At 40.6% G+C, this 6,870-nt stretch carries 7 protein-coding genes; 2 read left to right on the forward strand and 5 right to left on the reverse strand.

The window, feature by feature from the left end:
* The 4 genes from P20439_RS09875 to P20439_RS09890 form a co-directional block, all read right to left on the reverse strand.
* Window positions 1-266: phage integrase N-terminal SAM-like domain-containing protein (locus tag P20439_RS09875; RefSeq protein ID WP_193371994.1), on the reverse strand; the 266-nt coding region annotated here is incomplete at its 3' end.
* A gap of 459 nt (window positions 267-725) precedes the next feature.
* Window positions 726-1,658 (reverse strand): hypothetical protein, encoded by a 933-nt coding sequence (locus tag P20439_RS09880; protein ID WP_008111813.1) that lies wholly within the window; start codon window positions 1,656-1,658, stop codon window positions 726-728.
* A gap of 133 nt (window positions 1,659-1,791) precedes the next feature.
* A complete protein-coding gene (locus P20439_RS09885) occupies window positions 1,792-3,240 on the reverse strand; it encodes a dihydrolipoyl dehydrogenase (RefSeq protein WP_008466562.1) in 1,449 nt (482 codons plus the stop codon).
* Between the two features lie 54 nt (window positions 3,241-3,294).
* Complete coding sequence (locus tag P20439_RS09890; protein ID WP_008466566.1) at window positions 3,295-4,023, reverse strand: glutathione peroxidase; 729 nt, start codon at window positions 4,021-4,023, stop codon at window positions 3,295-3,297.
* A 113-nt stretch (window positions 4,024-4,136) separates the two neighbouring features.
* Between P20439_RS09890 and P20439_RS09895 the strand changes: the two genes are divergently transcribed.
* Entirely contained in the window at window positions 4,137-5,036 is a 900-nt protein-coding gene (locus tag P20439_RS09895) for a LysR substrate-binding domain-containing protein (protein WP_008466568.1), read from the forward strand.
* Here P20439_RS09895 and P20439_RS09900 read toward each other — a convergent pair.
* On the reverse strand, window positions 5,033-6,220 hold the full coding sequence (locus P20439_RS09900) for a flagellar assembly protein T N-terminal domain-containing protein (RefSeq protein ID WP_008466569.1): 1,188 nt from the start codon (window positions 6,218-6,220) through the stop codon (window positions 5,033-5,035). The genes P20439_RS09895 and P20439_RS09900 overlap by 4 nt on opposite strands.
* Before the next feature lie 139 nt (window positions 6,221-6,359).
* Here P20439_RS09900 and P20439_RS09905 point away from each other — a divergent pair, with 139 nt between their 5' ends.
* Window positions 6,360-6,818: an LPP20 family lipoprotein gene (locus P20439_RS09905; RefSeq protein WP_036933530.1), complete on the forward strand. Its 459-nt coding sequence runs from the start codon at window positions 6,360-6,362 to the stop codon at window positions 6,816-6,818.
* Window positions 6,819-6,870 lie beyond the last annotated feature (52 nt).

The raw sequence follows: 6,870 nt of genomic DNA on the forward strand, positions 1-6,870 counted from the left end.
GCAATATCTAAGTTAAGTGGGCGGTGTAAAATATTCTTAAACAGAAACCAAATGCTGTTTATCTGTATTTTTTGGCTTGCTCTGGAGAGCTTGCGAATAGCGGGATCTTTAAAAAATATATTCAGCTCATCATCAGTAATTAAATCGAGTGGTTTATTAAAATAATGGCTGAGTTTAAGCAAATGCTCGCAGTAACTTTTACAGGTACTTTGTGAATAACCAAGATAGGCTATTTCAGTTTTGACTTGTTCAATGAGTGTATTCATGACTTACCTCCAAGTTATGGGATAACCCCAAGGTAAGTGTGGCTCAAATGGTAAGAATAGGATCTCCGCGTAGCGGCTTAGTTCAACAATTTAATAGTGCGCTCATCGCGCATATTTCTGCCGACGCTACGCTCATTTTTCTGCATAATATAGTTTTATCAAATAAGCTAAGGTATTACTATCACTAAGTTTTCTAAAACGTTGAATAAAGTTAAATAGAACAATATGCGCGCGTCGCTCATTTTCGTGAATATATGCGCAAAGCGCAGTTTGATCACCCAATTGACTATTATATTATCCAATATCAATGACAGGTTTTCGCTCAAAGAAGCCCTCCATTAAATTATGCATAATAAAAAAGCGAGCTATCAGTTAGCCCGCTTTATAAAATAATTTGCCGAACCCCGAACCCCGAACCCCGAACCCCGAACCCCGAACCCCGAACCCCGTGGCTATAACTCAGCCATCGCTAGTGATCGTAGCAATAAGCTCGCTCAGTACTTGCTCTGCTTTGCCTGTTTCTACTTGGCAAGTACCAGCATTTAAATGGCCGCCGCCGCCGTATTTAAGGCATAACTCGCCAACATTAGTATTTGAGCTGCGGTTGGTGATTGATTTACCAATGGCGTACACCACATTTTGCTTTTTAAGCCCCCACATTTTATGAATTGAGATATTACACTCGGGGAACATGGCATAAATAACAAAGCGATTAGTGGCGAATATGATCTCTTCTTCGGTTAAATTAAGGACCACTAAGTTGTCGTGTACTGATGAGCAGCGGTCTATTTGCTCTTTAGCCTGTGCGTTGTGCTCGTGATATAAAGCAACGCGCTCGGCAACATCTTCCATTTCTAGTATTTGTTCTATGCTGTGATCTTTACAGGCGTCAATTAACTTCATCATTAACTGGTAATTAGAAATTTTGAATTCACGAAAACGACCAAGCCCTGTGCGCGCATCCATAATAAAGTTCATTAATACCCAATCAGTTGGGTTCAAAATTTCATCTTTTGAAAATTGTGCAGAATCCCCTTTATCAACCGCTTCCATCATGTCAGTTGAAATATTAGGGAATTTCTCTGCACCGCCATAATAGTCGTATACAACGCGTGCTGCAGAAGGTGCATCTGGGTCAATAATGTGGTTTTTAATATCGCTTTCGTTACGAACGGTTTCACTCAAGTGGTGATCAAATGCAATATGACAACCGGCAACATAGGGGAGGTTAGTGGTAATGTCGTTGCTGGTAATGGCTATTTTACCGTCTTGCATGTCTTTTGGATGCACAAATAAAATATCGTCGATTAAATCTAAATCTTTAAGTAATACGGCACACACTAGGCCGTCAAAATCGCTTCGAGTGACAAGTCTATATTTATTATTGCTCATTTTCGGTCCATTTTTGTTTGTTTATTAATCTGAGTGTAGCAGTTTAAACTCCATTTTATATACCAGTTTTTAACATAAAAAAAGCCAAAACAATGGTTTTGGCTTTGAGTAGCAAGTGTGTATTAGTGATGTGTTATGCGCCTGGGCCACATTCCATACAATGGTTAATAATGTCTGGGCCAAATTTTAATTTAGCGTTTAAATCACGTAGTGCAGTGCGTAGGCCTTCTTCAATAACAGGGTGATAAAAAGGCATATCAAGCATTTGTGGTACAGTCATTTTGTTTTGTACAGCCCATGCTAATAAATGAGCAATGTGCTCTGCTTGAGGGCCAATAAATTCAGCACCTAAAAATAAGCCGGTGCCGTGCTCGGCATACACACGCATGTGACCTTTGTTTTTTAGCATAACGCGGCTGCGGCCTTGATTTTCAAAGCTGACTTCGCCTATTTCAAAGCAGTCACAGCTGCCTAATCGTTGGCTAATTTCTTTAAAGCTTTCACCAACCATGGCTATTTGTGGGTCGCTAAATACGGCAGCAATTTTAGCGCGGCGTAAACCCGCACGTACATGAGGGTAGCGGCCTGCGTTTTGCCCTGCGATTGTTCCTTGATCGGATGCTTCGTGAAGCAGTGGGATCATGTTACTGGCATCGCCGGCAATAAATATGTGTGAGTCGCCACATTGCATAGTGTGGGCATCGGCAAGTGGTACGCCGCGCTCATCCAGTTCTATACCGGTGTTTTCTAACCCTAGTTTATCGGTGTTAGGTACTCGCCCGGTTGCAGCCAGTACATAGTCAAACTGCTCGGTGTGTTTAACACCTTGTTTGTCGGTATAGGTGAGCTCTGCTTTATTACCTACTTGTTTCATATCAGAAACGTTTGAGTCGGTATCAACATAAAATTCTTCTGCAAATACGGTATTAGCGTAATCTTTAACTACTGGGTCGGTTAATGGGCCTATGGCACCACCTACACCAAATAGTTTTACCTTTACACCCAATCTGTGCAGTGCTTGACCAATTTCAAGGCCTATAACACCTGGGCCAAATACGGCTACTGATTCTGGTAAATCATCCCAGTCGAATACATCGTCATTAATAATCAGTCGGTCGCCAAAATTATTAAATACGCCAGGGTAAGATGGGCGTGAGCCTGTTGCTATTACAAAGCGTTTAGCAGTGATAATGGTGTGCTCATCTATTTGCACGCGGTTGGCGTCTAAAAACTGGGCATAGCCACGAATTTTATCTTCGTTAGGTATTTCATCTACGGCTTCTACTACGAATCCTGCAAAGCGATCGCGCTCACTTTTAACTCGTGCCATAACGGCTTTACCGTCAATAACCGGTTTTGAGCTGTGAACTCCAAAGGCAGGTGCCATTTCTATTGAGTGCGCGGCTTCTGCTGCAGCAATCAATAATTTACTTGGCATGCAACCAACACGTGCGCAGGTTGTACCGTATGGGCCTGATTCAATCATAAGTACGTTTTGAGTAAACTGTTTAGCATTACGGTAGGCACTTAAACCAGCGGTACCTGCACCTATAACAACAACGTCGGTTTGCAATTCTTTCATAGTGTTTTTCCTTTAATAAACAGGGGCGTTGCAGCCCCTGTTTTATTTACTTAATTAAGCAAAGTATTTTTCTAAATCGTCTGAGCCGCCAATGTGCTTACCGCCAATAAATACTTGTGGTACGGTTTCACGGCCCGATACCGCTTTAAGGCTGGTAAGTGATGCGCCAGCACCCATTACAATTTCTTCAAAAGCAAAGCCTTTAGCTGTAAGTAGCTCTTTTGCTTTTTTACAGAAAGGACAGCCAGGCTTAGTAAATAGAGTGACCGCCTCTGGTTTTACTTGAGTTGGGTTGATGTAATCAAGCATAGTGTCGGCGTCTGATACTTCAAACGGGTCGCCTGGTAAATCTGGTTCGATGAACATCTTCTCTACTACGCCATCTTTAACCAGCATAGAGTATCTCCAGCTGCGCTTACCAAAACCTAAATCGTTTTTATCAACTAGCATACCCATGCCGTCAGTAAATTCGCCGTTACCATCTGGTAGTAAGGTAATATTTTGCGCTTCTTGATGTTCAGCCCATGCGTTCATTACAAAGGTATCGTTTACTGATACACAAACAATGTCGTCAACGCCATTTTGTTTAAGTACACCAGCTAACTCGTTGTAGCGTGGTAGGTGAGTTGATGAACACGTTGGTGTAAATGCACCAGGTAGTGAAAACACAACGACTGTTTTGCCTTTAAAAATGTCATCAGTAGTTACTGATTTCCATTCGTCGTTTTGACGCGTTGCAAATGTAACGTTAGGGATTGTTTGACCTTCAATATTGTTTAACATGTTTTTAGTTCCTCTTGATTTGTTGATAGCCATTATGGCGAACAATTAAATATAGTTCCAATCGTTTGTTTGTATTAAACTGATAGGCATAAGCTATCAGGTTAAGTGTAAATATGAACTTAAAAGATTTAGAATATGTAAAAGCCGTTGCGCATTTTAAACATTTTCGTAAAGCAGCCGACGCTTGCTTTGTAAGCCAGCCCACCTTGAGTGGGCAAATTAAAAAGCTAGAACAAGAATTAGGGGTTATCTTATTTGACCGTTCAACTAAGCACGTTACCTTAACAACCCAAGGTGAACGTTTGTTGACACAAATCAACCTTATATTAGAGCAAACTCAAATATTAAAAGAACTGGCTGCTACTTCTAACCAACCGTTACAGGGCAAACTAAGTATTGGCATTATTCCTACTATTGCTCCGTATTTATTACCTACGCTGCTTACATCAATGAAAGCGGCATTTCCTCAAAGCCAGTTTTCGTTTACTGAAATGCAAACTTCTACCATTTTAGCTGAGCTAGACAGTGGCGAGGTGGATTTTGCAATTTTAGCGGATGTGCCTGAACTAAAAAATTACCATACGATTAATGTATATAAAGAAGATTTTTTAGTTGCGGTATCTGCTGATAACGGTTTAGCTGTAAATAAAAAGGTAGCACTGCAAGATCTTCAAGGCAGTAACCTATTAATGTTAAGTGATGGCCATTGCTTTAAAGATCAAGCTCAGCAGTTTTGTTTTTCGGCAGGAGTGGATGTTTCTAGCCAGTACCAAGGCAACAGCTTAGAAACCTTACTAGCGCTGGTGGCAATGGACGATGGGGTTACGTTTGTGCCAAAACTTGCTGCAATACCCCGAGAGGGAATTCATTATTTGCCTATTTTTCCTAATCAGCAACGTAATATTGTATTAGCCTGTCGAAAGCATTACCCGCATTTATCTGGGGTTGAGCAGTTAGCTGATTGGTTAAGCGCTCACGATAATTTAAAAGTTAAGCTAGCCCAAGTACTTTAGGGCGTTGCAACTTCCACAATATCGTTAATTTGTACGCCCGGTAAAGGCTGATCATTAATACTGACGGCAATGGCGCTATGCTGATATAGCTGCTCTACACGAATACGGTTCAAAGTGGTTATAGTATGCGGCATGGTGTTGCCTTGCGCGTCTGTTAAATAATTATGATGAGCAATACTCAGCTGTTGGCCTTTTTCTAAGCCATGTGCCTTTCCTAAATTAATGACGAGTTTATTATTTTCCATGTGCATAATTTTGCCTTGGGTGGGTAGACACGCCATGGCTGCTTGCAAATCGTAACTTAGGGTTTGGTTTATCTCACTAATACTTTGACCAAAAGGCGACTGCCAAAAACGATTACTGTTTACATCAATAATGGCTGTTTTTTCAAATGGCCAGATGGCTTGGCTTTGATAGCTTTGTTGCCATAAGGGCTCATAAGTAGTGCCATTAAATAAACTAAACTCTATTTGGTAGTGACGCTGATAGCTTTCATCTTGCCAAAATGCATAGTCGCTATTGAGTTTATCGCTGGTGGATAAACTGGTAATTTGGCTTAACAACACATATTGCGCGTTACTGCGCGATGAAATTTCCTCTAACTGGCTATTAGAGTAGTCATGTTGTTGATTAAAGTAAGTATCGACTTTTATCGCTTTATTGAAATAGGCAACGGGTATTGCACTCATTTTTGATTTTTGCAACGAGGTATAAATGTTTTTACTGACTGCTTTGTTAATGTCAAATATTTGACCCATTCTCGCTTGTTCACGATTTGTTAATTGGCTTTGCGTGACAGCTATAAACTTATTAAAGTTACTTTGTGGACATTGCTCTGTTTGCGCAAAGATATCTAAGCGTAAGGTAATTGCAAACTCATCACTGCTGCGGTTTTCACTGACAAGCTCTATTTTTTGAATTTCGCCTTGGCTACTTATTTTTAGCTGATCTTGGGTTAAAACACCATCAACAAGCGTTTGCACCGAGCTCACCCGTGCCCCAGAGAATACAAGGGCTTGGGTAATTGCATCTTTTATTGCAGCGGCCTTTGCACCGGGAATGTCGCTATTTTGAATAACCGCATGGCCTGTAGACTCATACCACTGAGCGTGGGTAAAAGGTGAAAACGTTAATACCGCAGTGGTGCTTAATCCTGCTAATACTGCTTTTAAAAACGACTTCATACTCTTACTCCAATTAAACGTTAGCGTTAATGAGTCTCAGCAAGTAATGTACCACTATTATTTGTTGTTACAGAATATAGGTATCACTGGCATTAAACGTGCATAACTGAGTTTAATTAGTTTTTAAAGGCCCTGTATGATGCGAGTAATGCCATTAATGATCACATTAGGCTGCTTAACGTTAAGCGGTTGTAGCAATATATTTGATAAGCACGTTGAATATAAATATGTTGAGCCAAATAATTACCCTGTATTAAAAGCAATAGGGTACGCGCCCATTAGTTTGCAGTCGGGAAGTAATGACACTCAAAAACAACTTATGGCGATTAAGGCTTCAAAGCTCGAGGCTTATCGCGAACTAACAGAGCAAGTATACGGGCAAAAAATTACCGCAGGTACAACGGTTGCAGGCTCTATTGCCCAAGATGATTATTTACAAAGCAAAGTACAAGGCATCATTAAAGGTGCGCAAATTATAAAAACATATGCCGTTAATGATATGTATATAACCGAGCTTGAGCTTAATATGAAACGCGTGCACGACTTGTACATAGGTGAGATAAAGCCACGGGAAGTGAAAAAAGTGACTTATTACTAAGCGACAAATTATTACCCATAAAAAAACGCCTAAACGAATTATCGTTTAGGCG

It is taken from the genome of Pseudoalteromonas sp. BSi20439, from assembly GCF_000241165.1.
Taxonomy (GTDB): domain Bacteria; phylum Pseudomonadota; class Gammaproteobacteria; order Enterobacterales; family Alteromonadaceae; genus Pseudoalteromonas.

Bases quoted from the DNA above. Each gene is read 5' to 3' on its own strand.
- P20439_RS09880 (WP_008111813.1), bottom strand. From the start codon at position 1,658: ATGAGCAATAATAAATATAGACTTGTCACTCGAAGCGATTTTGACGGC.
- P20439_RS09885 (WP_008466562.1), bottom strand. From the start codon at position 3,240: ATGAAAGAATTGCAAACCGACGTTGTTGTTATAGGTGCAGGTACCGCT.
- P20439_RS09890 (WP_008466566.1), bottom strand. From the start codon at position 4,023: ATGTTAAACAATATTGAAGGTCAAACAATCCCTAACGTTACATTTGCA.
- P20439_RS09895 (WP_008466568.1), top strand. From the start codon at position 4,137: ATGAACTTAAAAGATTTAGAATATGTAAAAGCCGTTGCGCATTTTAAA.
- P20439_RS09900 (WP_008466569.1), bottom strand. From the start codon at position 6,220: ATGAAGTCGTTTTTAAAAGCAGTATTAGCAGGATTAAGCACCACTGCG.
- P20439_RS09905 (WP_036933530.1), top strand. From the start codon at position 6,360: ATGCGAGTAATGCCATTAATGATCACATTAGGCTGCTTAACGTTAAGC.